General features: G+C 73.3%; 22 protein-coding genes. 7 read left to right on the top strand and 15 right to left on the bottom strand.

Translation table 11 applies throughout. The features are described from left to right. Positions 1 to 583 precede the first annotated feature (583 nt). Complete coding sequence (locus ACFWEE_RS10895; RefSeq protein WP_386888270.1) at positions 584 to 1,996, top strand: lipase family protein; 1,413 nt, start codon at positions 584 to 586, stop codon at positions 1,994 to 1,996. A gap of 71 nt (positions 1,997 to 2,067) precedes the next feature. Here ACFWEE_RS10895 and ACFWEE_RS10890 read toward each other — a convergent pair whose 3' ends face one another. Then, positions 2,068 to 2,856, bottom strand: a complete 789-nt coding sequence (locus tag ACFWEE_RS10890) for an SAM-dependent methyltransferase (protein WP_386888269.1) — start codon at positions 2,854 to 2,856, stop codon at positions 2,068 to 2,070. Positions 2,857 to 3,489: 633 nt separating this feature from the next. Here ACFWEE_RS10890 and ACFWEE_RS10885 point away from each other — a divergent pair. Continuing rightward, positions 3,490 to 4,569 carry a beta family protein gene (locus tag ACFWEE_RS10885; protein WP_386888268.1) on the top strand — a complete coding sequence of 360 codons (1,080 nt, stop codon included), beginning with the start codon at positions 3,490 to 3,492 and terminating at the stop codon, positions 4,567 to 4,569. Positions 4,570 to 4,653: 84 nt separating this feature from the next. On the opposite strand, the gene ACFWEE_RS10880 is transcribed toward ACFWEE_RS10885, so the two are convergent. Further along, positions 4,654 to 5,193: a MarR family winged helix-turn-helix transcriptional regulator gene (locus tag ACFWEE_RS10880; protein WP_386888267.1), complete on the bottom strand. Its 540-nt coding sequence runs from the start codon at positions 5,191 to 5,193 to the stop codon at positions 4,654 to 4,656. 46 nt (positions 5,194 to 5,239) lie between these two features. Between ACFWEE_RS10880 and ACFWEE_RS10875 the strand changes: the two genes are divergently transcribed. After that, the gene (locus ACFWEE_RS10875; protein WP_386888266.1) at positions 5,240 to 6,187 is read left to right on the top strand and encodes a DMT family transporter; all 948 of its coding nucleotides are present in this window, start codon (positions 5,240 to 5,242) and stop codon (positions 6,185 to 6,187) included. On the opposite strand, the gene ACFWEE_RS10870 is transcribed toward ACFWEE_RS10875, so the two are convergent. Next, positions 6,166 to 7,104, bottom strand: a complete 939-nt coding sequence (locus tag ACFWEE_RS10870; RefSeq protein ID WP_386888265.1) for a GlxA family transcriptional regulator — start codon at positions 7,102 to 7,104, stop codon at positions 6,166 to 6,168. The two genes, ACFWEE_RS10875 and ACFWEE_RS10870, sit on opposite strands and share 22 nt — an antisense overlap. Before the next feature lie 294 nt (positions 7,105 to 7,398). Between ACFWEE_RS10870 and ACFWEE_RS10865 the strand changes: the two genes are divergently transcribed. Both ACFWEE_RS10865 and ACFWEE_RS10860 read left to right on the top strand, forming a co-directional pair. Next, the gene (locus ACFWEE_RS10865) at positions 7,399 to 7,866 is read left to right on the top strand and encodes a hypothetical protein (RefSeq protein ID WP_386888264.1); all 468 of its coding nucleotides are present in this window, start codon (positions 7,399 to 7,401) and stop codon (positions 7,864 to 7,866) included. Beyond that, positions 7,863 to 8,159, top strand: coding sequence for a DUF3817 domain-containing protein (locus ACFWEE_RS10860; RefSeq protein ID WP_386888263.1), 297 nt, complete (start codon positions 7,863 to 7,865; stop codon positions 8,157 to 8,159). The genes ACFWEE_RS10865 and ACFWEE_RS10860 overlap by 4 nt, the downstream gene beginning before the upstream one ends. A gap of 23 nt (positions 8,160 to 8,182) precedes the next feature. Here the strand turns inward: ACFWEE_RS10860 and ACFWEE_RS10855 are convergent, their stop codons facing one another. Genes ACFWEE_RS10855 through ACFWEE_RS10805 form a run of 11 tightly spaced genes read right to left on the bottom strand, consistent with a single transcriptional unit; the run spans position 8,183 to position 18,314 of the window. Beyond that, entirely contained in the window at positions 8,183 to 9,202 is a 1,020-nt protein-coding gene (locus ACFWEE_RS10855) for a Rieske 2Fe-2S domain-containing protein (RefSeq protein WP_386888262.1), read from the bottom strand. Between the two features lie 2 nt (positions 9,203 to 9,204). Continuing rightward, positions 9,205 to 9,441 carry a recombinase-like helix-turn-helix domain-containing protein gene (locus ACFWEE_RS10850; protein ID WP_386888261.1) on the bottom strand — a complete coding sequence of 79 codons (237 nt, stop codon included), beginning with the start codon at positions 9,439 to 9,441 and terminating at the stop codon, positions 9,205 to 9,207. Between the two features lie 29 nt (positions 9,442 to 9,470). Then, positions 9,471 to 10,406: a PDR/VanB family oxidoreductase gene (locus ACFWEE_RS10845; protein WP_386888260.1), complete on the bottom strand. Its 936-nt coding sequence runs from the start codon at positions 10,404 to 10,406 to the stop codon at positions 9,471 to 9,473. 53 nt (positions 10,407 to 10,459) lie between these two features. Then, positions 10,460 to 12,085, bottom strand: coding sequence for a thiamine pyrophosphate-binding protein (locus ACFWEE_RS10840; protein ID WP_386888259.1), 1,626 nt, complete (start codon positions 12,083 to 12,085; stop codon positions 10,460 to 10,462). A 9-nt stretch (positions 12,086 to 12,094) separates the two neighbouring features. Then, entirely contained in the window at positions 12,095 to 12,883 is a 789-nt protein-coding gene (locus ACFWEE_RS10835) for an SDR family oxidoreductase (protein WP_386888258.1), read from the bottom strand. A gap of 19 nt (positions 12,884 to 12,902) precedes the next feature. Continuing rightward, positions 12,903 to 13,658 carry an SDR family oxidoreductase gene (locus ACFWEE_RS10830; RefSeq protein WP_386888257.1) on the bottom strand — a complete coding sequence of 252 codons (756 nt, stop codon included), beginning with the start codon at positions 13,656 to 13,658 and terminating at the stop codon, positions 12,903 to 12,905. Further along, positions 13,651 to 14,172 carry a cupin domain-containing protein gene (locus ACFWEE_RS10825; RefSeq protein ID WP_386888256.1) on the bottom strand — a complete coding sequence of 174 codons (522 nt, stop codon included), beginning with the start codon at positions 14,170 to 14,172 and terminating at the stop codon, positions 13,651 to 13,653. The genes ACFWEE_RS10830 and ACFWEE_RS10825 overlap by 8 nt, the downstream gene beginning before the upstream one ends. Positions 14,173 to 14,183: 11 nt before the next feature. Further along, positions 14,184 to 14,972, bottom strand: a complete 789-nt coding sequence (locus ACFWEE_RS10820) for an alpha/beta fold hydrolase (RefSeq protein ID WP_386888255.1) — start codon at positions 14,970 to 14,972, stop codon at positions 14,184 to 14,186. Continuing rightward, positions 14,969 to 15,766, bottom strand: a complete 798-nt coding sequence (locus ACFWEE_RS10815) for an aspartate dehydrogenase domain-containing protein (protein WP_386888254.1) — start codon at positions 15,764 to 15,766, stop codon at positions 14,969 to 14,971. The genes ACFWEE_RS10820 and ACFWEE_RS10815 overlap by 4 nt, the downstream gene beginning before the upstream one ends. Then, on the bottom strand, positions 15,763 to 16,776 hold the full coding sequence (locus tag ACFWEE_RS10810; protein WP_386888253.1) for a VOC family protein: 1,014 nt from the start codon (positions 16,774 to 16,776) through the stop codon (positions 15,763 to 15,765). The genes ACFWEE_RS10815 and ACFWEE_RS10810 overlap by 4 nt, the downstream gene beginning before the upstream one ends. A 53-nt stretch (positions 16,777 to 16,829) precedes the next feature. Further along, positions 16,830 to 18,314 carry an aldehyde dehydrogenase family protein gene (locus ACFWEE_RS10805; RefSeq protein ID WP_386888252.1) on the bottom strand — a complete coding sequence of 495 codons (1,485 nt, stop codon included), beginning with the start codon at positions 18,312 to 18,314 and terminating at the stop codon, positions 16,830 to 16,832. 303 nt (positions 18,315 to 18,617) lie between these two features. Between ACFWEE_RS10805 and ACFWEE_RS10800 the strand changes: the two genes are divergently transcribed. After that, positions 18,618 to 19,982, top strand: coding sequence for an MFS transporter (locus tag ACFWEE_RS10800; protein WP_386888251.1), 1,365 nt, complete (start codon positions 18,618 to 18,620; stop codon positions 19,980 to 19,982). Positions 19,983 to 20,178: 196 nt separating this feature from the next. After that, positions 20,179 to 20,721: a MarR family winged helix-turn-helix transcriptional regulator gene (locus ACFWEE_RS10795; RefSeq protein ID WP_386888319.1), complete on the top strand. Its 543-nt coding sequence runs from the start codon at positions 20,179 to 20,181 to the stop codon at positions 20,719 to 20,721. A 52-nt stretch (positions 20,722 to 20,773) separates the two neighbouring features. Here ACFWEE_RS10795 and ACFWEE_RS10790 read toward each other — a convergent pair whose 3' ends face one another. Further along, a complete protein-coding gene (locus tag ACFWEE_RS10790; RefSeq protein ID WP_386888250.1) occupies positions 20,774 to 21,553 on the bottom strand; it encodes a hypothetical protein in 780 nt (259 codons plus the stop codon). Between the last annotated feature and the right edge of the window lie 29 nt (positions 21,554 to 21,582).

Here is a 21,582-nt window from a genome sequence, read left to right as displayed (position 1 = left end):
AATGCGGGATGACCGAGGGGCCCGCTCCCCCTGTCGCTCCTCGCCTGGCTCCTCGTGCCGCCCATGGGCCGGTCCACCAGCGGCGATGGACCGGCCCGGGGGCGCGGGCGGGTGACGTCGTCGGGCGGACGGAGACCCCGGCACGCGAATTCCCGACGGCATCACCTGGTATCGCCGGGAACTTCACCCACGGACCGCATTTCCGGCCGCCTCTTTCCGGCCGACTCATCGAGGCTCTTTCCGGCCGCTCCTTCCGCCGGCCACACCTTCCCCGGCCCGCTCCTTCCCCCGTCGGCCGGCCCGGGGCCGCCGCTCCGCTCTTCCCCGTGTGCGGGCGGGTGGCGCGATCTGTCGCGCGCAGACGTCTTGTCACTGAGTGACACCCGGACCTACTCTCCAGTATGACTCGCGAGTAACCAGCGTGTTTCCGCAGGGTTTTCGGGCTCGGTGCACCCCTGTCCGAGCCGGACCCGGCGCGCAGCCCCCGTGCACACCCCGGTGCGGGATCAGTGTCCCGGTGCCCCACGGCACGAGCCGCCGGTAGCGAACTCTCGTCCTTCCCCCGAACCGAGGAGTGAGCCGCATGGAACGACCGAGCATCGCCCGTCCCCCTCACGCGTCCCCACCGGCGAGCCGACGCCGGACCGCCCGTCCGGCCCGGCGCGGCACCGCGGGGGTGATCACCGGGCGTCTGCTGGCGGCCGGACTCGCCGCCGCGGCCTGCCTCGGCGCCCAGACGCTTCCCGCGTCCGCCGCCACCGCCCCGGTGGTCTCCCGGGGCGTGGAGATCCCGGCCTTCTACACCCCGCCCCAGGCCCTGCCCGCGGCGGACGGGGCACTGGTGCGCACCGAGTCGCTTCCCCTGGCGCTGAGCCTGCCCAGCGTGGGCGGCCCGCTCCCGGGCAAGGCGACCCGGCTCATGTACAAGTCCACCGACTCCAACGGGCTTCCGGTGGCCGTGACCGGCGCCTACATCGAACCGACGGCCGCGTGGAAGGGGAGCGGACCGCGTCCGCTCGTCGCCCTGGCGCCCGGCACGATGGGGCAGGGCGACCAGTGCGCGGCCTCGCTGGGACTCCAGAACCCGATCACGCTCAACGGCGACACCGTGTCGATCGGATACGAAGACCTGTCCGTCTACCGGCTGCTGGCCGCCGGTACCGCCGTGGTCGTCACCGATTACGCGGGCCTCGGCGCCACCGACCGGCTGCACACCTACGTCAGCCGGGTCGACGGCGGCCACGCACTCCTCGACGCCGCCCGCGCGGCGCGCGCGGTGAGCGGGGCGTCCGTCACCGCCGCCTCCCCGGTGGGGCTCTACGGCTACAGCCAGGGCGGCGGCGCCAGCGCGTCGGCCGCCGAACTCCAGCCCACCTACGCACCGGACGTCAAGCTGGCCGGCGCCTACGTCGGCGCGCCCCCGGCCGACCTGGCCGCCACCATCAAGGGCATCGACGGCAGTGCCCTGGCCGGCGCCCTGGGCTGGTCCCTGAACGGCTTCCTCCAGACCGACCCGTCACTCCAGCCCCTCGCGGACGCGCAGATCAACGCGGCCGGCAAGGCGGCCCTCGCCGACCTCTCCACGATGTGCACCGGCGACGCGCTCTTCGGGTACGGCTTCAAGAAGAGCAGTTCGTGGACGACCAGCGGCAAGTCCCTGAGCCAGCTCGTCGACACCATCCCGCAGCTCAAGGCCACCCTCGACGCCCAGCGCATCGGCAACCTCAAGCCCACCGCCCCCGTCAGGGTGGCCACCGGCGTCCAGGACGACATCGTGCCGCACGCCCAGGCGCGCCAACTCGCCGTCGACTGGTGCCACAAGGGCGCCAACGTCACCTACGACGCCATCATCCTCCCCAACCTCGGGGACAAGATCGTCACCAACCACCTGGTCCCGCTCCTCACCGACCAGGGCGACGCCATCTCCTGGCTGACCGACCGGCTGGCGGGCAAGTCCGCGGGCTCCAACTGCTGGACCATGCCGCTCCAGCCCTGACCACGCACCGCGAACGCCGAGGGTCCCCCCGCCCCGTGCGGAGGGACCCTCGGTCCGTGGTGCCCGTGACGTCAGGGCTTGCGGGCGACGAGACCCCACTGGTCGACGCCGGGGCCCTCGGGCTCGCCGTCGGGGCGCCAGTACGTGATGGAGAGGAACCCGGGGTCGACCAGTTCCAGCCCCTCGGCGCAGCCGGTGATCTCCTCGGGCTCGCGCACCAGGTAGGGCGGGTTGTCGCCCGAGTCGTACGCGTCCTGGGCCGCGAGGGTCTCCGGAGTCTTGATGGTGTCGCAGATGACCAGGTAGCTGCCCGACGGCATCCGGGACATGTACGACTGGACCACCTTGATCCCGTCGTCGGGGAGCAGGTGTCCCAGCGTCGACAGCAGCAGCACCGCCACCGGCTGGTCGAGGTCGAGGGTCTTCGCCGCCTCGTCCACCACGGCGTCCGTGTGGGTGAGGTCCTCGTCCACGAAGGCGGTGGCGCCCTCGGGCGAGCTGGTCAGCAGCGCCGCGGCGTGCACCAGCACGATGGGGTCGTTGTCCACGTACACGATCCGGGACGTCGGATCGACGGCCTGCGCGACCTGGTGGGTGCTGTTCTCCACCGGCAGCCCGGTGCCGACGTCCAGGAACTGGCGGACGCCCAGACCGCCGAGGTAGCGGATCGCCCTGGCCTGGAAGGCGCGCGAGGCCTTCGCGATGGCGGCCGTGGCCGGGTAGGCGGCGGTGACCGCGTCCGCCAGCTCCCGGTCGACGGGGTAGTTGTCCTTTCCGCCCAGCCACGCGTTCCACACCCGCGCGGAGTGGGGTATGTCGGCACGGATCTTCTTGCGGAACTCAATGTCGTCAGGGGCCATCGGAATCTCCTACTCGCGCTTCAACGGGTGCAGTTGGCCGGATATCCGGTTGCCCGCACGGCATGACCGTACCTCCCCGCGGAGGCGCGCGTCCCCTGGTCAGGCACCAAGTCGAACGCGGAGAACGGGTTCTGGCGGATATTCAGGAGACGCCCGGCACGGAGGCCGCCCGGAAGGTGTGATCCGGAGGGATTTGCCGCGCTTGCGACCCGGCGTTCACGGACGAGGAGGGCGGCTACGGGCGGGCGCGGCGGAGGGCCCGGCGGCCGGACGGTGGTCCGGGGCGCGTGCGTGGCGCCACGTCGGCGCGAGCCGTCAGGCGGCATGACACCCGGCTCGCACGTGCCGCTCGGCAGCACCTCGGTCACCGCCGCGTCCGCCCCGCCGGGCGGGCCCGCTCACGCGCACCTGCTCGATTCGGCCAGAGCGTCCGGTTAGGCCCCCTTTCGTGGCCTCCGGACGCCGAGGAGCCTTCCCCCAGGAGAACCGTGCCGACGGCGCCCGAGAGCGATCCCCCTGGCGGGGAGAGCCTTCTCGGTACGAACGAGTACGAACGAGTGCGAACGAGTACGGACGAGCCGTGCCGCCGGAACGGCCGCCAGGGATCGCAGGACCGTCCCCAGGGGAGCCGCCATGCCGAGACTTCTGTACGTTCCCGTACTCCCGGTGCGCAGCCATGCCGTCCGGGCCTACCGTGATCTGCGGCCCGCCGTCCAAGACGGCGTCGCACCCCTGTGGAGCCTGCCGCCCCGTCCCGAAGCGCGGGGCACCTCGCTGGCCGCCGCCGTCCGCCGGGAGGTCGCGGAGGTGAGCCGGGTCCAGTCCAGGGGTCCGGCATGGCTCGACGCCCCCTTCGCCGACGAGGCGCAGATCCCGGTACTCGCCGAAGTGTTCGCCTCGTACGTGGAGTTCGGCACGTTCCGGCCGGTGACCGGGCCGCTGCGGCCCGCCGCCCAGCAGGGCGCGGCCCTCGCGACGGCGGTGGAGTGCGGGCGCCCGCTCGGCATCCGGGTGCCGGTGCCCGGCGAGTGGGACCACGGAGTCACCGAGGCGGTGGCCCGGCTGGTGGCACGGGCCGGCCGTGCCGTCGAACTCGAGCTGCTGATCGACCTCGGCAGCGTCCTCGCCGACCGGCCAGGCGCCCACAAGGAGGCGCTGCGCGCCCTCGACGCCCTGCTCCCGCTGGCCGACTGGCGCTCCGTCGTCACCATCGGCGGCGGATTTCCCCAGGTGACGGCCGAGATGCTGCACCGGGGCGTACGGGAGGAGCCCCGCTGGGACTGGCAGGTCTGGCAGGAAATACGGCGGACCCCCGCGGGCCGGCTCACCGCCCTCGGGTTCGGGGACTACGGGGTCCAGCCGGCCACCGCCCTCGCCCGCCCGTACCGGCCGCACCAAGGGGGCGGGCCGGACTGGGGATACCTGCGCTACACCACGGACCGGACCTTCGCGCTGGTGAAGGTCCTGCACAGCGGCCCGGACCGGGCGCGTGCCAACCGCGAGGCCGCACGCGCGCTTCTGCGGCTGCCCGACTTCCGTGGCGCGCTGGCCAGTTCGGGGGAGTGCTGGCTGCGCGACTGCGCCCGCTCGCTGACCCACCCGGCCGTGCGCACCGGCTCCGACGGTCCGGGCACGGGCAACGCCGCCACCTGGCTGCGGGTCGGAAACGTCCAGCACATGACCCACGTGGTGCGGAGCCTGGCCAGGGCGTGAACCCCGGTCCGCCCGCCGGGCCTCAGCCCCGGCCGGCGCCGCGCGGGTCGGTGGGACGCCCGGTCCGCCCGCCGGGTCTCAGCCTCAGCCCCGGCCGTCGCCGCGCGGGTCCTCCAGTTCGGCGAGCCAGGTGGTCAGGAGGTCCTCCAGCGCTTCGGCCCGCGCCAGGGGCAACGCTGCGAGGAGGCGCCGTTCGTTGTGCATGTGCTCGGTGAACGCCCGGTCGATGAGTTCGCGCCCCGCCGCGGTGAGGGCGACGACCCGGCCCCGGCCGTCCCCGTCCCCCCGGCGCCGGGTCACCAGCCCCGACCGCTCCAGCCGGTCGACGCGTTTGGTCATCGCCCCGGTGGTCACCATGGTGTGCGCGGCGAGCTCCCCGGGGGCCCGCTCGTACGGGGCGCCGGCCCGGCGCAGCGCCGCGAGGACGTCGAACTCGCCCTCGCTGAGGCCGTACCGCTGGTACACCACGCACAACTCCCGCGTGAGCAGGGCCGCGAGCCGGTGCAGGCGGCCGATGACGGCCTGCGGGCCGACGTCGAGGTCGGGGCGCTCGCGGCGCCAGGCGGCCTGGATGCGGGCCACGTGGTCGGGCGGCGGGTCCTGGTGCTCGTGAGGCTGCTGCATGACCCCACCCTAGTGAGTAGCTTCCTGGGAAGCTAATATGCCTTCCATGGAAGCTAATGTGCGAGGCCTGGCCGTCGCCGCCGTGGCGCCGGTGGCCTGGGGCACCACCTACTACGTCACCCGCCACTACCTCCCCGCCGGAGACCCGCTCTGGGGAGCCGCCCTGCGCGCCCTGCCCGCCGGATGCCTGCTGCTGCTCCTCGCCCGGACCCGGCCCACCGGAGCCTGGTGGGGGCGGGCCGCCGTGCTGGGGCTGCTGAACACCAGCGCCTTCTTCGTGCTCGTCTACATCGCCGCCCAGCGCCTGGCCACCAGCACCGCGTCGATGGTGATGGCGCTCTCCCCGCTGGTCATGACGGTCACCGCGTGGGCCCTGCTCGCCCAGCGCCCCCGTGTCGCCCACCTGGCCGGCGGGGCGAGCGGACTCGCCGGGGTGGTCCTGATGATGTGGGGCCGTACCGGGGGCGGCGGGACCGGCGGCCTGATCGCGTCCGTCGCCGCCATGCTGGTCTCCTCCCTGGGATACGTGCTCTCCCAGCGCTGGAGCTCCGGCGCCGGAGTCCTCGCCTCCACCGCCTGGCAGCTCTGCTTCGGCGGGGTGCTCCTGCTGGCGGCGGCGGTCGTACGCGAGGGAGCGCCGCCACCGCTGGACCGCCGCGCGCTCCTGGGATTCGGCTACGTCACGCTCGTCGCCACCGCCCTCGCCTTCCTCGCCTGGTTCGCGGCCCTGCGCCTGTTGCCCGCCGCCACGGTCGGCCTCGTCGGCCTCCTCAACCCGGTCACCGGTGTCCTGCTCGGCACGGTCCTGGCGGCGGAGGGCCTCACCGCCCGGCAGCTCGCCGGAATGGCGCTGATCCTCGCGGGGGTGCTGCTGGGACGACCCCGAAAGGCCGCCGCCGAACCACGGGCGGAGACCGCTTCCGGCGCCGCTGCGGGACAGGGCCGTCCGCGGGGGCGGCGCGACGGACCGTGTCAGCCGAAGGTGCGGCGGTAGCTCTGCGGGCTGACGCCGGTGGTCTTCTTGAACCGGTCGCGGAAAGTGGTGGGCGAACCGAATCCGACCTGCACGCCGATGCGTTCGACGGAGTGGCGTGTGGTCTCCAGGAGATGCTGGGCCTGGCGGACGCGTGCGCGGTGGAGCCATTGGAGCGGGGTGGTGCCGGTCTGTTCGCGGAAGCGCCGGATCAGGGTCCGGGTACTCGTCCCGGCGTGCGCGGCGATGTCGGCGAGGGTGAGATCGGAGCCCAGGTTCTCCCGCAGCCAGGCCAGCAGCGGTTCGAGCGTCGATCCCTGGGGGGCGGGTGCGTGATCGTGGACGATGAACTGCGCCTGCCCGCCCTCGCGTTCCAGTGGCATGACGGACAGCCGGGCCGCGTCGGCGGCGACGGCCGAGCCGTAGTCACGGCGGATCATGTGCAGGCACAGGTCCAGGCCCGCGGCGGCGCCCGCGGAGGTGAGGATCTGGCCGTTGTCGACGTACAGGACGTCCGGGTCCACCTCGACGGCCGGGTGGGCGGCGGCCAGGAGACCGGCCGCGGCCCAGTGGGTGGTGGCACGCAGGCCGTCGAGGAGCCCGGTGGCGGCCAGGGGGAACGTGCCCGAGCAGATGGAGGCGATGCGCGTGCCGTTCGCGGCGGCCGTGCGCAGCGCGTCGCGGACGGCGGGGGCGAGCGGGGCCGCGAGGTCGGCGGTACCGGGAACGATGATCGTGTCCGCGGCGTCAAGGCCTTCCAGCCCCCAGGGCACGCGCACGGTGAAGGCACCGGCGTCGATCTCCGGCCGCTCGCCGCAGACGCGGATCCGGTAGCCGGGGCGTCCGTCCGGGAGACGGGTGCGGGAGAAGACCTCGATCGGCGTGGACAGGTCGAAGGGGATCACCTGGTCCAGGGCGAGGACGGCAATGGCGTGCATGGCGAGAAGATACCCGGCCCCCGGTAGCCGTGAAGCCGCCACGGCGTCCCGAGTCCGGGGATCCGGCCAGTTCAGAGCCCTGCCCGGCGTCATGGCACTTTCCCGTTGAAAGGTGTCACTCACGCCACTGGGGCGCGGGTCGACGCCCCACTAGCGTCGGGAACGACTCCGGCACCGGCCGGACGCCGACCGCCCCCGAAGGAACCTCACCATGCATGCCCAGCGCGTTTTGTACGACGGCGAAGACCCCGCACCCGCGGGCCCGGCCGACCCCGCGGCCGTGGAGCGCCGGGCATGACGAAACTTCTCCTCTCCCTGCACGTCCTGGCGGCGGTACTCGCCGTAGGACCGGTCACGGTCGCCGCGAGCATGTTCCCCGGGGCGCTGCGTCGCGCCCACAGCGCCCCGGGCGACCGTGAGCAGGTCGCGGGCCTGCGCACCCTGCACCGCATCTGCCGCGTCTACGCCGGCATCGGCATCGCGGTTCCCGCCTTCGGGTTCGCCACGGCCGGCAGCCTCGACGTCCTCGGCAACGGATGGCTGATCACCTCGATCGTCCTGACCGCCGCGGCTGCCGCCGTCCTGGGCCTGCTGATCCTGCCCGCCCAGGACCAGGCCCTGACCGCCGCGCAGGCGTCGGGGCCCGGACCCGCGCTGCCCCCGGCCGCCCGGCTCGCCCTGCTCACCGGCGTCTTCAACCTGCTGTGGGCCACCGTCACCGTTCTGATGATCGTCCGTCCCGGCTCCACCACGGGAGCGTGACCGTGCACCTTCGCCCCCTGCGCGTCGCGGCGCACGCCGAACTCGTCTCGCTGACCGTGCTGCTGGCCAACCTCGCCACCGCCCACCTCAGGCCCGTCTCGTCCCTGATGGGCCCCACCCACGGCTGCGCCTACCTGTTCGTCGTGATCGCCACCTGGCGCCTGGCACCGGCCACGACCACCATCAAGGCCCTCGCCCTCGTCCCCGGCGTCGGCGGCCTCCTCGCGCTGCGCAGGCTCCACCGCCCCGGTGCCACCGGCCGGCCCACCGAGGGCCCGGCTCGCCCGGCATGATCCGGACACCGCCCCACAAGGCCCTACTGGCGCGCGGCCGTCGACTGCGCCGCGGCCCCCGCCCGGTAGAGCCGGCGCAGCCGCACCACGCCCAGGTCGTGCTGGTACAGGTTCTCCCGCTGGTCCGCGTCGGCGGGCAGCGCCTCCAGCATCACGCGGTCCTGCTCCAGCACCTCCCAGTGGCGCTTCTCGATCAGCGTCCGGTAGAGGAAGCGCCACGAGGCCCGCTGCCAGTCCGCCACCCGGCGGTAGCGCCAGAAGAAGACACCGGAGCGCTCCGCGTCGACCGGGCAGACCATGCCGACGATGCCGAACGGGCCGCCGGGGCCGGCCGACGGCGGGTACGGGATCGACAGGTCGACCCAGTCCACGCCGGTGCGGCAGAGCTCCACCCAGTCGAAGTTGACGCCCCGCTGGTCCGTCTTCTCGAAGAAGTAGCCGCGATCGGTCTCGCGGATACGGAACTTGGCGGTGGTGTCGCCGTCGAACATGGTGTGGGAGTCGTGGTGGAGGAACGCCCCGTGCATCGGGTCGAGCAGGTTCTCCACGGCGTAGCGCCACGGCACGTTCCACTCGGCGTAGCAGAGGAAGGCGGACACCCCGTCGTCGTCGAGCGGATCGGGCAGCGTCAGCTCCGGCGGCTCTGGGTGTTCCTCGTCGCCGAAGTACGCGAGGACCGCGCCCGCCACCTCCCGCACCGGCAGCGAGGTGACCAGCTTCTTCCCCTCCAGGCTGCACCCGGGCAGCCCGGGGACGGACGACACGGTGCCGTCGCCCTCCACCTCCACCCCGTGGTACCAGCACGCGACCCGGTCGCCGAGGTGCTTGCCCAGGGAGAGCGGTGCGCCCCGGTGCGGACACCGGTCGGCCAGCATCGACAGGGCGCCGTCCGAGCGGCGGAACAGCAGCCACTGCTCGCCGAGCGCGGTCACCCGGCGCATCGCACCCGGCGCGACGAAGTGCGAGGGGACGACGGGGTGCCACTGGTTGCGCAGCCCCGTGGCGTAGATGTGGTCCGCGGTGGCGGAGGACGACAGCGTCATGGTCAGGCTCCCAGTCGGGTGATCTCGGCGCGGAAGGACTCCTCGGTCCAGGGCGTGCCGTCGGCGGCGTGGACCTGACGTGCGTTCAGGCCGCGTATGACATCGGTCAGTTCGTGCCCCTCTGTGGTGAAGACCTCTTCGAGGGTCGCGGCGAGCTTGTACTCGTACGGGGTCGGCGGTCGCGTCCGGGACTGGTGGACGTCCAGATACGGCCAGGTGCCGGTCGTGGTGTCGGTCATGGTGGCTCCAGGGGGTGCGGGGGGAGGGGTCACAGGTCGAGGACGAGACGGCCGGAGGCGCACCGCGAGACGCAGATCATCATCGTGGCGCTCGCGGCGTGCTCCGCCGCGCTGAGCAGGAAGTCGCGGTGGTCCGGAGTGCCTTCGAGGACACGGGTCTCGCACGAGCCGCAGATCCCGTCGCGGCACGAGCTGTCGACGGACAGCCCCGCCTCCTCGGCGGCTTCGAGGACGGACGTGTCCGCGCCGACGGTGAGAATCACCCCCGACGTACGGCACTCCACCTCGAACGAGGCGTCCTCGCCGCCGCGTTCGACGGCCGGAGCGGCGAAGCGCTCCAGCCGGAGCCGGCCTTCCGGGCAGCGCTCCTGGACGGCGGCGAGCAGCGGCTCGGGCCCGCAGCAGTACACCAGCGCGTCCTCGGGCAGCCCGGCCAGCGCCCCGTCGAGGTCGATGTGGCCGCGCTCGTCCTGCGCGACGAGCGTGACGTCCCCGCCGAGCGCGTCCAGCTCCGGGGTGAACGCCATGGAGGCGCGGCTCCGGCCGCCGTGCACCAGCCGCCACGGCACCCCGCGCCGGGCCGTCTCCCGGGCCATCGCCAGCAGCGGGGTGATGCCGATGCCGCCCGCGACGAACACGTAGGAGCCGGCCTCCTCCAGCGCGAAGTGGTTGCGCGGCTCGGAGGCGGTGACCAGCTGTCCGGGGCGCAGCCGGGTGTGGACGTACCGCGAACCACCGCGCGAAGAGGGCTCGTTGAGCACGCCGATGCGGTAGACGTCGGGAACCAGTGGGTCGCCGCACAGGCTGTACTGGCGGACCCGGCCGCCGACATGGACGTCGAGGTGCGCGCCCGGGGTCCAGCCGGGCAGGGGTTTGCCGTGCGGGTCGGCGAGTTCGACGGACAGTACGCCCTCGGCCTCCCACGTCATACGGCGGACGATCAGCTCCAGCGACTTCTCGCTCATGGCCAGGTGCCTCCTTGCCGGCGGTTTTTGCGGCGGTGTCCAGCGGGCACGGGCTACTGCCCGGGGATCCGCACGGGCGGGGTGAAGGGGTTCTTCATCGGGCCGAGGGCCGTCAGGTCGACCTCGACCAGGACCGGGCCGCCCGAGGCGACGGCGTGGTCGAGCACCGGGGCGGCGTGCTCCTCGGCGGAGATCCGCGCGTAGGGCAGCCCGCAGGCGCGTGCCAGCAGCTCGAAGTCGGGGGTCACCAGGTCCACCCCGGAGCGCCGCTCGCCGTACCGGTCCTGCATGTTGCGGAGCACGCCGTACCCGCCGTCGTTGAAGACGATCAAGGTGAGGGGCGGGCGTTCCTGGGCGAGGGTGAGGAGTTCGCCGAGGTGCACCGCGAGTCCGCCGTCGCCCGCGATCACCACGGTCGGGGAGTCCGGGCGGCCGAGCGCGGCGCCGATGCCCATGCCGAGCCCCTGGCCGATGCCGCCGCCGCGCGGGAAGACGTTGTCGCGCGGGTCGTACATCTCCAGCAGCCGGTTGCCCCAACTGCTCGACGGGATGGTGACGTCGCGGGCGACCACGGCCTCGCGGGGGAGCGCGGCGCGGATCGCGTCGCAGATCGCCGCCTGCGGTCCGATGGAGTCGTGCAGGTTCGCCCGCACCTCGGCGCGGACGGCCCCGACGCGTGCCGTCCAGCCCTCCTCGGCCGGCCGGGCGTGCGCGAGCAGCGCCGCCAGGGCCGCCGAGGCGTCCGCGTGCAGGGTGTGGGCCGCGGGATACACCCGGCCGAGCGCCGCCGCGTCCACGTCGATCTGGATGTGGGCCCCGGGGAGTTCCAGCGTGTAGTCGGCCGTCTCGTTCGAGCGGAAGTGCGTACCGACCGTGACGAGCAGGTCCGCGTCGGCGAGGAGCGCGCGCACCGCCGGGGTGGTGGCGAAGTTGCCGACGACCTGCCCGTGGTCCTCGGGGACCGCGCCCCGGCCGGAGTTGGAGGTGAGCAGACCCGCGCCGGTCGCCTCCAGCAGCCGGGTCAGCTCGTCGCGGGCGCCGTTCGCCCCGCCGCCCGCCCAGATCAACGGGCGCCGCGCGGCGGCGAGAAGGGCCCCGGCGGCGGACGCGTCGCTCTCCACGAGCGGGGGCAGGGCGCGGACGGCCGGCTGGGGCGCCTCGTCGTTCTGTGCCGCGTACTGGAGGTCGATCGGCCACTCCACGCTCGCCGGGCCGCCGGGCGAGGCCAGCGCCGCACGCGCCGCCTGGCGCAGGATCAGGCCCGCCCGCTCGGTGTCGGGCACGCTCGCCGCGTACACCGAGACCGCGTCCAGCATGCCGAGCTGGTCCTTGGTCTCGTGGATGTACCCCCGTCCGCCGCCCAGGAATGCGCTCTCCACCTGGCCGGTGACGTGCAGGACCGAGCTGCCCGCGGCGAGCGACTCGATCAGCGAACCGGCCGCGTTGCCCGCGCCCGTACCGGTCGAGGTGAGGGCGCAGCCGAGCGAGCCCCGGGCCCGCCCGTAGGCGTCGGCGGCGTTGACGGCGGACGCCTCGTGCCGCACGGGTACGAACCGCAGTTCGCGGTCGACGGCTTCCACCAGCGGCAGGTTGTGCACGCTGACGATGCCGAAGACGGTGTCGATGCCGAGTTCCCGCAGGACGGCGACGAGGAGATCGCCTCCGTTGTCGTGACGCATGGTGTCTCCTCAGAGGATGGAACGGCCGACGCCGCCGCAGACGTCGACGGCGGTGCCGGTGATGTACGAGGCGCGGGGCGAGAGCAACGCGACCACGGCGTAGGCGACTTCCTCGGCGCGGCCGAGCCGCCCGAGCGCCACCCCGCGGTCGGCGGCCAGCTCCGCCTGCCAGTCCTCGTAGGACTGCCCGGTGCCGGCCGCCGCGTGGCGGCGGGTCCACTGACCGGTGTCGACGAGCCCGAGGCACACGGAGTTGACCCGGATGCCGTCGTCGGCCAGCTCCGCCGACAGGGACTTGGAGAGGTTGAGAATGCCGGCGCGGGCGGCGCTCGTCGTGATGAGCCGGGGCTCCGGCTGCTTCGCGAGCACCGCGTTGATGTTGACGACGCTCGCCGCGTCGGAGGCGGCGAGATAGGGGCGGGCGGCCCGCAACGGATGCAGCACCCCGGCGAACTTCAGCTCCAGCTCGTCCCGCCAGTCCTCGGCGGTCGAGTCGTCGAGCCCCTTCATCCGGGACTGCCCCGCGTTGTTGACGAGTCCGTCCACGCCGCCGAACTCCTCGGCGGCCCGCCGGACGAAACCGCGCACCGCCTCCGCGTCCCGTACGTCGCACACCCGCGTCAGCAGCCGGCCGGGCCGGGTGCCGAGCCCGTCGGCGGCCGTGGCCAGCCGTGCCGCGTCCCGCCCGCACGTCGCCACGTCGGCGCCCTCGTCGAGCAGGGCGCGGACGGTGGCCAGGCCGACGCCCGAGCTGCCGCCGGTGACCACGTAGGCGCGGCCCGCGAGTCCCAGATCCATGACGGATTTCTCCTGCGCTTCAGTTCATGGTGAAGCCGCCGTTGACGGCGACCACCTGTCCGGTCAGATAGCGGGACTCCTCGCCGAGCAGGAAGGAGACGATCCCGGTGATGTCCTCGGGCTGTTGCGGCCGGGAGATGGCCCGGTTGGCCCGGTAGAGGTCGTGGCGCTCGGCGGGCACGGTCTCGGTCGCCTCGCACTCGGTCAGACCGGGGGCCACCGCGTTCACGGTGATCCCCCGCTCGCCGAGCTCCCGCGCCATCGCCCGGGTGAGCGCGATGACCGCGCCCTTTGAGGCGATGTAGTGGGCGAGCCGCGGCGAACCGTAGAGAGCCGCGTCCGAGGCGAGGTTGACGATCCGGCCCACGGGGCCGAAGAGCGGGTACAGCGCCTTCGCCACCAGCCACGGGCTGCGGGCGTTGATGGCCATCAGCCGGTCCCACACCTCGACGCCGATGTCCCAGAACTCTTCACCGCCCACGCCGTTGGCGAGCGCGGCGTTGTTCACCAGGCCGTACAGCGGCCCCAGTTCGCGCACAGCGCCGGCCAGATCCGCCACCGAGGCGGGATCGGCCACGTCGCACCGTACGAAGTGCGCGTCGATCCCGTCCGCGCGCAGAGCGGCCACCGCCCGCTCGCCCCGCTCCCGCTCCAGCTCGGCGACGACGACCCGGAAGCCGTCGGCGCCCGCCCGGCGGGCCATGGCCAGTCCCAGGCCACGGCCCGCACCGGTGACGACGACCGTGCGCACGCCGTCCGGGGAACGGTCAGTCACGGGTGACACCGTGCATCGGGGAGTACTCCGGGTACGACGGCACCTGCGGCTTCCGCGTGCCGATGACCACGCAGAACAGCGCGTCGGTGTCACCCTCGTTCTTCAGCGAACGGGTCACCCCGGCCGGGACGACGATCATGTCGCGGTAGCCGAGCGTGCGGTACTCCGCCTCGTCCGGGCCGCGGTGGATGCCGACCTTGACCTCGCCCTCCAGGACGAAGAAGGCCTCCTCGACGTCGTGGTGGGTGTGGGCCGGGCCCTCGGCGCCCGGCGGCAGCAGCATGTTGGAGAAGGTGAACCCGCCGGACGGGATGATCCGGCTGTCGCCCTCGTGGTTGCCGGTCGCGCCGGAGCCGACGTAACGGATCTGGCCGCGCCGGTACTGCGGGCCGGCCTTCTCCTGGAAGGACAGCGTGTCGAAGTCGGCGACGCGCGACTCCTTGGAGGCGATGAGCGAGTCGGTGTACGCGGAGAGGTCGTCGCCGTTGTCGTACGCGGTGGTGGTGAGAGGCATGGGGAGAGCTCCTACTCGGGGATGGCTGCGGTGATCCGCAGGTGGGCGAGCACCCAGGCGTTGAAGCGCCCGGGCTGCTCCTGGTTGGCCAGGTGACCGGCGTCCTTGACGATCACGTAGGCGGTCCGGTGGACGGCCCCGGCGAGGACCTGGCTCGCTTCGACGCCGGTGACGTGGTCCTGGTCGCCGCAGAGCACCAGCGTGGGCGCGGCAATGGAGGGAAGCTCGCCGCGCAGGTCGGCCGAGGCCATCGACGCGGCGGCGTGGGCGTAGCCGGGCAGCCGGACCGAGGCGGCCATGGTGTCCACGACCCGCCGGACCAGCTCGTCCGGCGCGTCGGGTGAGACCAGCCGGGGGCCGCGGGCCTCGGCGAAGGCGCGCGGGCCCAGCTCCGCCAGCTCGGCGGCCCTGGCGCGCATCCCCTCGGCCTTCGCCGGGTCGGTGCCGGAACCGGCGCTCGAATCGGCGACGATCAGGGACGCCACCAGCTCCGGGTGGCGGGCCGCGAGGCGCAACGCGATCACCCCGCCCCAGGAGACCCCGAGGACGTGGGCGCTGCCGCCCCGCTCCCGGATCAGCCCGGCCGCCGCGTCCGCGAAGTCGTCGAGGGCGAGCGGCCCTTCGGGGTCGGGCGAGGCCGCGTACCCGGGGGCGTCCCAGGCCACCACCCGGGCGTGCGCGGAGAGTTCGGCGAGCTGCGGCGCGAACGCCGCCGACGAGGAGCCGATGCCGTGCAGGCAGAGCAGCAGCGGCCCCCGCTCCCCGGCCTCCACCACGTGGACGGCGGCGGGCGCGGTCACAGGATCTGCCCGCTGCGCCCGGCCAGCGCCGCCAGCCCGCGCAGCACCGCGTACGGCACGACCTGGCTGGTCGCCGGGTTCTCCGGGTCGGGCCGGTGCGCCACTTCGAAGCGGTACGAGCCGTGCGGGCCGGACGCCTCGATCAGGTGCCGGGTGCGGTGCGCCGCCGGATCGGCGACGACCTGGACCCGCACAGTGTCCAGGTCGCCGACGGCCAGCGCGACCGAGGCGGCCACGTTCGTCGACTTGGGGAATTTGACCGGGACGTCGCGCGCGGTACCGGACATGACCTCGACCGGTCCCGTCGCCGTCCGCATACGGGTCAGCAACTCCTCGTCCATCCAGGGCTGTTCGAGGGTGGAGGGCAGCTTGGTCGTGGTGAGGCGGACCTCGTCGAGCGGTCCGAGCGAGCACGCGGCCTGGAGCAGGTCGAGCCCGCCGACCGCGCCCCCGGTGAAGTACACCCGGCCGGGGCCCGCCGCCATCAGCCGCTTGGCCAGGTCCTCGTCGGTCAGCGCCCCGCTGGAGGCGATCAGCAGGTCGGTGCCGGAGGCGAGGACGCGTTCGCCCCACTCGCGGACGACGCCCTGTCCGGCCGCCTCCACGATCAGGTCGCAGAGCTCCAGGGCCTCCTCGAAGGTGACCTGCCGGGCGGGCGCGGCCTCGCCCAGCGGGCGGTTGTCGACGACGCACGCCAACTCGGCTCCCGCCAGCCGGCCTTCGGCGAGGGCCGTGCCGACCACGCGGCCGATGGCGCCCCAGCCGACCAGGCCGACCTTGCGTACGGTGCTCATGCGGCGGTCTCCTTCGGTGCGGGTGCGGGTGCGGGTGCGGGTGCGGGTGCGGGTGCGTCGGCCGGGGCCCCAGCGGTGGTCGGGGCGTCCACGGGGGCGAGCGGGCCGGGATCGGGCGTTCCGGCCATGTGGCAGCGGATCTCCTTCGAGGGCGCCCCGGCCGTCCCCCAGAGGTCGGACAGCTCGGGCACGCGCCGCCACACCCGGGCGATCCAGGCGTCCTCGACGATCTGGGCGACCTCGGAGGTGTACTCGCAGACCAGCCCGGAGGGGTCGGTGAAGTAGGAGAAGGTGTTGTCGCCCGGACCGTGACGACCCGGGCCCCACTGCGGGGTGATGCCGTGGTGGCGCAGCCGGCCGATGCCCCGCATGAAGTGGTCGACCGAACTCATCTCGTAGGCCACGTGGTTGAGCGAGGTCCACTCGGCCTGGTTGAACGCGACGCAGTGGTGGTCCGCGTTGCACCGCAGGAACGCCATCTGGTGCTCCGACCAGTCGGAGACCCGCAGCCCCAGCACGTCGCGGTAGAACGCCACCGCCGCGTCGATGTCCGTGGTGTTGAGCACGGCGTGCGTCACGCCGACCGGCACGGCCTCCTCGCGCCCGCGCGGGGGCACGGCGTGGACCTGGGCGCTGATCTCGATCAGCCGCCCCTCGGGGTCGGTGAACCGCACCCCGTAGCCCCCGCCGACCTGTTCCAGCGGACCCGGCCCGGACACCGGCACGATGGCCCGCGCTTCGAGGCGGCGGGCCGCCTCGTCGACCTCGGCCGGGGTGGCCACCGCGAACGCGAGGCGGCCGAGGCCGATCCGGTCCCGCTCGGTCAGGTGGAGGACGTGGTGCTCGTCGCCCGTGCCCCGGAGCCAGCGCGCACCGGTGTCCGACTCCACGGCCGTCAGGCCCCAGACCTCCTCGTAGAAGTCGGCGGCCTCCGAGAAGGCGGGTGTGTGCAGCTCGACGTAGCGCAGGGAGCGGAGCCGGGCGACGGGGCCGGGCGGTGGCTGGTGCATGAGTGTCTCCAGGGGGCGGGTGGGGCAGTTCGACGGCACGCCGTGGGCGTCCGTCAGAGCGCCCAGGGGAGGGGGAGTTCGGAGGTGCCCCAGTACAGGGACTTCTGGCGCTGGTACGCGCGGATCGCGTCGCGCCCCTTCTCCGTACCGAGGCCGCTGTCCTTCCAGCCGCTGAACGGGGTGGAGGCGCTGAACTGCTTGTACGTGTTGATCCAGACGGTGCCGGCCCGGACGCGCCGGGCGATCCGCGCGGCGGCGCGGTGGTCGCGGGTCCAGATCCCGCAGGCCAGGCCGTAGACCGAGTCGTTGGCCTGGCGGACCAGGTCGTCCTCGTCGTCGTACGGCAGGGCGACGAGCACCGGGCCGAAGATCTCCTCCTGGCAGGTGCGCGAGGTGTTCGGCAGGCCGTCCAGCACGGTCGGGAGGTAGTAGGCGCCCCCGGCGTACTCCTCGCCCTCGGGCGCCGCGCCGCCGCAGAGCACCCGGGCGCCCTCGGAGCGGGCGAGGTCCACGTAGGCGGCCACCGCGTCCCGGTGGCGGAGGTGCACCAGAGGGCCCACCCGGGTCTTCGGGTCGGTGCCGGGCCCGACGCGCAACGTGCGTACGCGTGCGACCAGTTCACCGACGAAGGAGTCGTAGATCTCGCGGGCGACGAAGAGCCGCGAACCGGCGATGCAGGACTGGCCGCTGGACGAGAAGATCCCGAAGAGCACACCCGCGAGGGCCTGTTCGACATCGGCGTCGGCGCGCACGACGGTCGGTGACTTCCCGCCCAGTTCGAGGGAGACCGGGATCAGCTTCCGGGCCGCGACCTCCGCGATGGAGCGGCCCGTCTCCGTGCCTCCGGTGAAGCCGATGCGGCCGACGAGCGGGTGGCGTACGACCGCGTCGCCGACCACCCGGCCGCTGCCGGGCAGCACCGAGAGCAGTGCGGTGGGGAGCCCGGCCTCCTCCAGCGCCCGGGTGATCAGGCGGCCGAACGCGAGGGAGACCAGCGGGGTCCAGCCCGCGGGCTTGAGCAGGACCGCGTTGCCCGCGGCGAGCGCCGGGGCGATCTTCTGGGCGTCGCTGGCGATGGGGGAGTTCCACGGGTTGACCGCCGCGACGACCCCGATCGGCTCGTGCGTGCTCACGGTGACGTACGCGCCCCGGGACGGGGTGACCGTGTCCTCGGCGGTCTCCAGCGCGGCGGCCAGGTAACGGAAGGTGCCGGCCGCGCTGAGGGCGAGGGCCCGTGTCTCGGCGAGGGTCTTCCCGGTGTCCGCCGTCTGGACGGCGGAGAGCTCGCCGGCCGCCTCCTCGGTCAACTCCGCTATCCGGTGCAGCAGTCGGGCGCGCTCGTGGGGGAGCAGGTCCCGCCAGGCCGGGTCCTCCACCGCGACGGCGGCGGCCTCGGCCGCCTCGGCGACATCGGCGGCGGACGCGGAGACGACGGTGGCGAGGACCTGGCCGGTCGCCGGGTCGACGGTGGCGAGGGGCTCGCCCGTGCCGGGCCGCCACACGCCCGCGACCAGGATGTCGGTGGAGAAGGGGGGCACGAAGAGACCTCCGGACGGCGGGATTTCGGATGGGTCCTGCGGACGCGATCCAGGTGCGAGGGCGCTCGGCGCGCTCGGTCCACCTGGGGTGTCGAAGTGCTAGAAATCTAAGCGCTTAAATTTATTCGCGCAAGACCCCGCTCCCGGAACTTCTCGTTCCGGCTGCTCCGGTGGCCCGTTCTGGCGAGAAGTGAACGCCGGTGGTGCCGCGTTACGTTGAGATTACTAAGGGCTTAATCATTGACCGCTTAGGTACATGAACCTAGGGTCGCGGGAACTCCTGTCATCCGCGGAAGGACCCCCATGACGACTGTGGCCGGCAAGCAGGCCTCCGGTTCCATCTCCGCCCGGCTCGAACGGCTGCCGCACTCCCGCTGGCACGTCAAGGTCCGGTTCCTGATCGGCGCGGTCACCTTCTTCGAGGCGTTCGACCAGCTGCTGGCCGCGTCCGCGCTGCCGGTCCTCACGAAGCAGTGGCACCTGACCACCGGCCAGGCCACCTTCGCGGTGACCTCCGCCTCCGTCGGCATGCTGCTCGGGGCGCTCGCGGCCGGCTGGCTGGGAGACCGGATCGGCCGGGTGCGCACCGTCGGCCTCGGCGTCGCCGTCACCGGCCTCGCCAGCCTCGCCGTCGCCCTCTGCGGCGGGATCGGGACCTTCTCGCTCTTCCGCTTCGTCCAGGGGCTCGGCATCGGGGGCGTGGTGCCCGTCGCCGCCACCTACATCAACGAGATCGCCCGCTCCGACAAGCGGGGGCGGTTCGTCCTGCTCTACGAGATGATCTTCCCCGCCGGTCTTGCCGCGGCCACCCTGATCTCCGTCTGGGTCGTGCCCCACCTCGGCTGGCGCGCCATGTTCGTCGGCGGCGCGCTGCCCGTGGTGATCGCCGCCGTCCTGCCCCGCCAGGTCCAGGAGTCGCCGCGCTGGCTGCTGGCCCGGGGGCGTACCGAGGAGGCCGAGGCCGCCCTCGCGCGCATCGAGGCCGAGGTCGTCCGCTCCACCGCCGAACCGCTGCCCCGGGCCGTCGGCGGCGCCACCGAGGACGTCGCCGAGGGCCGGCTCGCCGACCTGTTCCGCGGCAGGTACCTGCGCCGCACCGCCGTGCTCTCGGGCCTGTGGTTCGTCGCCTACTACGTCAACCACGGCATCTCCACCTGGCTGCCGTCGCTCTACACCGGGGAGTTCGGCCTGGACCTGACCACGGCCCTCGTCTACACCCTGGTCAGCAACGTCACCGGCCTGCTCGGCACCTTCGTCGTCGCCCTCCTCGTCGACCGCGTCGGCCGCAGGCCCGCGCTGGTCGGCGCGCTCGTCGGCACCGTGCTGTCGCTCGCCGTCCTCGCGCTGGCCGGGGCGACCTCGGGCGGCCAGGTCGCCCTCTTCGCGTCCTGCACGACCTTCTTCCTCTACGCCATCAACGCGGCGCTCTACCTCTACTCGCCCGAGCTCTACCCCACCTCCAACCGGGCCAAGGGCGCGGCCTTCGGCGGACTGTGGAACCGCGTCGGCGTCATCCTCGGCCCCGTCGCCGTCGGCGCGGTCATCGGCTCCGGCGGCGGCCTCCCCCTCGTTTTCGCCCAGCTCGCCGTGGTCGCCGCGGTGGGCGCGGTGATCGCGTGGTTCGCGGTGGAGACGAAGGGGCGGACGCTGGAGGAACTGAACGCGTGAGGCGGGCGGGGCCGGACCGCGGACCGGCCCCGGTCGGCCGTACCGCCGGGCCCGTGCGACGGCCCCGCCGCCGTCCCGACCGCCGTCCCCACCGCCAATACCCGTGCGGAGGCTTCGCGATCACCCGTCCCCACCTCATCGTCTCAGCAGTAAGATTCACGGCACTGTGATAAATCGGCACGAGCCGTACGAGGTGATGACGATGGCCGCATCGAGGCCCGGGGACCGCGACGCCGTCGCGCTGGTGATCGAGGACTGGGCCCGCGAGCGGCCCGAGCTGGACACGAGCCCACTGGAAGTCCTCGCGCGCCTCCATCGCTCGTTCCTCCGCTACAGCACCCGCCTCACCGCGTCCATCGAGCGCCACGGTCTCTCCGTCGCGGGCTTCGACGTCCTGACGGCGCTGCGGCGGGCGGGTGCGCCCTACCGGCTGACGGCGGGTCAGCTCGCGGACTCGGGGCTCGTCTCCTCCGCCGGGGTCACCCTGCGCATCGACCGCCTGGAGAAGGACGGGCTCCTCGTGCGGGAGCGGGTCGCCGACGACCGCCGGGTGGTCTACTCCCGGCTCACGGAGAAGGGTCTCGCCACGGTCGACACCGTCTTCTCCGAGCACCTCGACAACGAGGACCGGATGCTCGCCGGGCTCTCCCCGGCCGAGCGGCGTCGGCTGGCCGTGCTGCTCCGGAAGCTGGAGATCTCGATCCTCGACTCCGACGAGGAGCCGGAGGGCGCCGAATAGGCGGAGGCCCAGGAGCCGTGCCGCCTTTCCGGCGCCCGTGGCGGGTGCGGCGTCACTCGATGGACAGTTCCAGCCCGCGCGCGTCGTCCGCCGATACCACGGCGGAAGGAGCGGGCGGTTCCGCCTCGAAGGGCATGTTCGGGTCGTCGATGTCGACCAGGACGGGTACGTCCCCGATCTCGAACTCGATGTGACGAGGCGTCGGCGTGCCCGTCTCGGGCACCTGGACGACCACCTCGCCGTCCTCTTCGGGGTGCGTGAGCGAGATCAGGCGTACCCCGTCCTTCGTTCCGCCGTTGCCCCGCTCGGCCGTGGTCACCGAGTCGGGCAGCTCCTCGTACGCCCGGTCCGTCCCGCACAGGGACAGGGCGAGGGCGTTCTTCAGCTCGCGGGCCGACCATTCCACGTACTTGCCGCGCGCCTTCTCGACCGCCGCTTCCGTGGAGGCCACCGCCTCGGGGTTCGTCAGCTTGGCGAGTTCCACGAAACTGCTCAGGCCCCCCTCGTCGTAGGCTTCCCAGGCCTGGTTCCCGACCATGACGAACCGGGTGGTGTTCCCCAGCGTTTCGTAGCTTCCGGCGCAGTTGCCCCGCCGGTCGACGTGCAGGTCGATCCGGGTGCCCACGTCGTCCCGGACCTCCCCCTTCAGTCCGTACGACCGGTACCCCCTGAAGATTTCCAGTGCCTCGGTCATGCGCTCCGCGTCGCTCGCGGACGGCACCGGCGAGGGCTTGCTCTCCGGCTTTCCGGTGCCGCTCCCACCGCACGCGGTCAGCGCCCCCGTCGCCACCACGCCGCACAACACCACGGACAGAGTTCTCCGCGTCACCATTTTCCGTGCCCTCCCCGATGTGCCACCCA

The organism is Streptomyces sp. NPDC060184, assembly GCF_042728795.1.
In the GTDB taxonomy this organism is placed as follows: domain Bacteria; phylum Actinomycetota; class Actinomycetes; order Streptomycetales; family Streptomycetaceae; genus Streptomyces.
This window is presented reverse-complemented; position numbering and strand designations above follow the sequence as displayed.

Coding starts and splice junctions, on each gene's coding strand:
- ACFWEE_RS10865 (WP_386888264.1), top strand. CDS start 7,399: ATGACGAAACTTCTCCTCTCCCTGCACGTCCTGGCGGCGGTACTCGCC.
- ACFWEE_RS10815 (WP_386888254.1), bottom strand. CDS start 15,766: ATGAGCACCGTACGCAAGGTCGGCCTGGTCGGCTGGGGCGCCATCGGC.
- ACFWEE_RS10790 (WP_386888250.1), bottom strand. CDS start 21,553: ATGGTGACGCGGAGAACTCTGTCCGTGGTGTTGTGCGGCGTGGTGGCG.
- ACFWEE_RS10895 (WP_386888270.1), top strand. CDS start 584: ATGGAACGACCGAGCATCGCCCGTCCCCCTCACGCGTCCCCACCGGCG.
- ACFWEE_RS10825 (WP_386888256.1), bottom strand. CDS start 14,172: ATGCCTCTCACCACCACCGCGTACGACAACGGCGACGACCTCTCCGCG.
- ACFWEE_RS10875 (WP_386888266.1), top strand. CDS start 5,240: ATGGAAGCTAATGTGCGAGGCCTGGCCGTCGCCGCCGTGGCGCCGGTG.
- ACFWEE_RS10890 (WP_386888269.1), bottom strand. CDS start 2,856: ATGGCCCCTGACGACATTGAGTTCCGCAAGAAGATCCGTGCCGACATA.
- ACFWEE_RS10880 (WP_386888267.1), bottom strand. CDS start 5,193: ATGCAGCAGCCTCACGAGCACCAGGACCCGCCGCCCGACCACGTGGCC.
- ACFWEE_RS10845 (WP_386888260.1), bottom strand. CDS start 10,406: ATGAGCGAGAAGTCGCTGGAGCTGATCGTCCGCCGTATGACGTGGGAG.
- ACFWEE_RS10850 (WP_386888261.1), bottom strand. CDS start 9,441: ATGACCGACACCACGACCGGCACCTGGCCGTATCTGGACGTCCACCAG.
- ACFWEE_RS10810 (WP_386888253.1), bottom strand. CDS start 16,776: ATGCACCAGCCACCGCCCGGCCCCGTCGCCCGGCTCCGCTCCCTGCGC.
- ACFWEE_RS10840 (WP_386888259.1), bottom strand. CDS start 12,085: ATGCGTCACGACAACGGAGGCGATCTCCTCGTCGCCGTCCTGCGGGAA.
- ACFWEE_RS10870 (WP_386888265.1), bottom strand. CDS start 7,104: ATGCACGCCATTGCCGTCCTCGCCCTGGACCAGGTGATCCCCTTCGAC.
- ACFWEE_RS10835 (WP_386888258.1), bottom strand. CDS start 12,883: ATGGATCTGGGACTCGCGGGCCGCGCCTACGTGGTCACCGGCGGCAGC.
- ACFWEE_RS10885 (WP_386888268.1), top strand. CDS start 3,490: ATGCCGAGACTTCTGTACGTTCCCGTACTCCCGGTGCGCAGCCATGCC.
- ACFWEE_RS10795 (WP_386888319.1), top strand. CDS start 20,179: ATGACGATGGCCGCATCGAGGCCCGGGGACCGCGACGCCGTCGCGCTG.
- ACFWEE_RS10855 (WP_386888262.1), bottom strand. CDS start 9,202: ATGACGCTGTCGTCCTCCGCCACCGCGGACCACATCTACGCCACGGGG.
- ACFWEE_RS10800 (WP_386888251.1), top strand. CDS start 18,618: ATGACGACTGTGGCCGGCAAGCAGGCCTCCGGTTCCATCTCCGCCCGG.